The 2,784-nt window shown below is 64.3% G+C and carries 3 protein-coding genes and 1 pseudogene; 1 reads left to right on the top strand and 3 read right to left on the bottom strand.

All coding sequences use genetic code 11. From position 1 onward, the window contains the following. Positions 1–124: 124 nt before the first annotated feature. Positions 125–298, bottom strand: coding sequence for a DUF1328 family protein (locus AC1DKD_RS40570; protein ID WP_035859073.1), 174 nt, complete (start codon positions 296–298; stop codon positions 125–127). Between the two features lie 297 nt (positions 299–595). Between AC1DKD_RS40570 and AC1DKD_RS40565 the strand changes: the two are divergent. After that, positions 596–1,954 (top strand): annotated as a pseudogene (locus AC1DKD_RS40565) (CHASE3 domain-containing protein); the annotation flags it as partial. Positions 1,955–2,208: 254 nt separating this feature from the next. Here AC1DKD_RS40565 and AC1DKD_RS40560 read toward each other — a convergent pair. Beyond that, positions 2,209–2,352, bottom strand: a complete 144-nt coding sequence (locus AC1DKD_RS40560) for an entericidin A/B family lipoprotein (RefSeq protein WP_441636168.1) — start codon at positions 2,350–2,352, stop codon at positions 2,209–2,211. Positions 2,353–2,468: 116 nt separating this feature from the next. Then, positions 2,469–2,783, bottom strand: a complete 315-nt coding sequence (locus tag AC1DKD_RS40555; RefSeq protein WP_477144676.1) for a response regulator — start codon at positions 2,781–2,783, stop codon at positions 2,469–2,471. Between the last annotated feature and the right edge of the window lies 1 nt (position 2,784).

Genomic DNA, 2,784 nt, shown 5'->3' with positions numbered 1-2,784 from the left:
GCGGCAATCAGGGCGATGACAAAGAACACGACTGCGTAGTGCAACATGGTGATGGCTCCCTAAGTGAATTGCGCTACCGCGCCACGCGGCGCGGGCCTGGCAAGTGGCAGCACCTGGCGCCTGGCTATTTCACCGCTTTGAACACGGTCACGCCCAGGACAAGGAACAGTACGAACAGCACCAGGAAGATGAAGAACAGGATCTTGGCAATGCCGGCGGCGCCGGCAGCGATACCTGTAAATCCAAGCAGGCCGGCGACCACGGAAACCACAGCGAAAATAAGCGCCCATTTCAGCATTGACGTTCTCCCTCTTCCCTCGCTGGCTTGCGCGAGACCGCGCAAGGTCATGGCTACATGGTAGAAACCGCCTCGCCGCGCAGACACCGATGGCGCACCGATTCCCTTGTCAGCCAATTCCTACAGGATCCGGATTGGCGCGGCCTCGCGCGCAGCGGCCGCGCACTGCAGGTTGACCGGGGGCCGTCGATGTGCTTCCATCGACGCCGACAGGGTGCATGCCTGGCCCGGACCTCGCCCCGCGCCACGCGGCGCGGGAACGCCCACCGGCCAGGCACCCGTTTTCGGGAAACGACAATGTTCAAGCAGTCAATGTTGCGCTCCACTTTGCTGCTAGCGGGCGGCATCGTGCTTACCGTAGTGGTGCTGATCGCCTCCGAGGCGGGCAACATCCGCTTGCGACAGGGATATACGCAGGTGATCCAGTCGCAGCAGGTGCAGGGCCAGATCACCGCACTGCTTGGCGAGCTGGTCAATGCCGAGGCGGGCCAGCGCGGCTTCCTGCTGACAGGCAAGGAGAGCTACCTGCAACCCTATTACCAGGCATTGCCCCGCATCAATGCGCTGATGAGCGCACTGCGCAACCGCTACGCGGACGACGCGGAAGCGCTCCAGCTGTTCACGCAGGCGTCTACCGCCGTCAACCGCAAGCTGACCGAGATGGACCTGACGCTGATCTACGGCAAGCGCGACGTGGAAGTGGCGCTGGACCTGGTGCGCACCGACTTCGGCAAGCAGACCATGGACAACGCGCGGCGCGGGCTGGAGGCACTGCTCCAGCGCGAAGCCGGATCGGTGTCGCAAAGCCTGGAGTATGCCGACCGCGACCTCGCGCTGTCGCGTTACGGCATTGGCCTGCTGACCGCCATCAATATCGTGCTGCTGATCGTGGTGGGCTTGCAGCATTCGCGGCGCATGGCGGTATCGGAAGCCGCGCGCAGCGAGCTGGAAGAAGAAAGCGCGCGTCTGGACAGCATGGTGCGCGCGCGCACCCGCCAGCTATCGGCACTGGCCTCTCACCTGCAACGTGTTACCGAGGACGAGAAGACGCGGCTGGCGCGCGAGCTGCACGACGAACTCGGCGCCATCCTGACCGCCACCAAGCTCGATATGCACTGGGTGCGCCGCCGCATACAGGAATCCCATCCCGACGTGGCGGAAAAACTCACCCGCGTGATGCTGCATGTCGACCAGGGCATCCAGATCAAGCGGCGCCTGATCGAAGACCTGCGCCCCACGGTGCTGCTCAACCTGGGCCTGAAGGAAGCCATCGGCCAGTTGGTGGAGGAGGTCGCCGCGCGCAACCAGTGGGACTCGGATGTGCAGCTTGCCGAAGCGGTGCCGCCGCTGCGCGACGACGCAGCCATCGCGCTTTACCGTATCGTGCAGGAGTCGCTGACCAACGCGAGCAAGTATGCCGATGCCAGGCGCGTGGCCATTACGCTGGATTGCGCCGACGGCGTGCTTCTGCTGACCGTGAGCGACAACGGGCGCGGGCTGCCGGCGGACTTCGAATCGCGGCGCAGCGTTGGCCACCACGGCCTGCTGGGCATGGAGCAGCGCGTGATTGCGCTGGGCGGCACGCTGGACATCCGCTCGGAGGCCGGCGCGGGCGTGACCATCCGGGTCGAGGTGCCGCTCACCGATGCCATCGTAGCGCCGCCGCGCGAGGAAGATGACGATTTCGGCGATCATGAGCCTGAAAGTGCGCCGCCGGATACGCCGGTGGTCGCCCCGGCGAGCATGGCCGCAAGCACGCCAGCCGGCACACCCACGGCCACGCCCGGCGGCGAGGCGCCGCGCCAGCAGGGCCAGGATACTGGGCCGTAATACGACCAGCCAAAGCAAAAAGGGGCCCCGCGGAGCCCCTTTTGCTTTGCCGTGCCCGTCCGGGCGCAGCGATTCGCGCCTTACATTTTCTGCTTGGTGCTCTCGGCGGCGCCTTGCACCTTCTCGCCGCCCTTTTCGATATCCTTGCCGGCGCCGGCCATCGTGTTGCAACCGGTCACCAGGACGACAACCGCCAGGGCACACAGCGCCATCAGCTTTCTCATGATCTTCTCCTTGCTCTAGGTTGACGCGGCATGGCCGCGATAGGGACTACCGGTACTGCCGGACTGATCTGATGCGTCATCCAATGCCACCGTCCCAAGACAAGAACGCGAACAATTCAATCGCCCGACTGCGCGTATTCCTCGATGACGCGGAACACCTGCTCAAGTTCGAGCGACTTGTCGAAAAAATAGTCCGCCCCGGCCTCGGTGCACTGGCGCCGGTAAGTGGGCACCTGGGCGTGATTGGTGTACACGATGCGGATGCCAGATGCGTGGGTCTTCTGCATGGCACGAAGTACATTGATGCCATTGCCTTGCCGCAATTGCAGATCGACGATGACGACCTCGTACTTGCCCGCCTCGTAGAGGCGCAGCGCCGAGCTTTCGGTATCCGCCCAATCGACAGTCTCGACAAACGGGAATGCGCTCAGG

The sequence above is a fragment of the Cupriavidus sp. 05T313 genome, from assembly GCF_056396665.1.
This window is presented reverse-complemented; position numbering and strand designations above follow the sequence as displayed.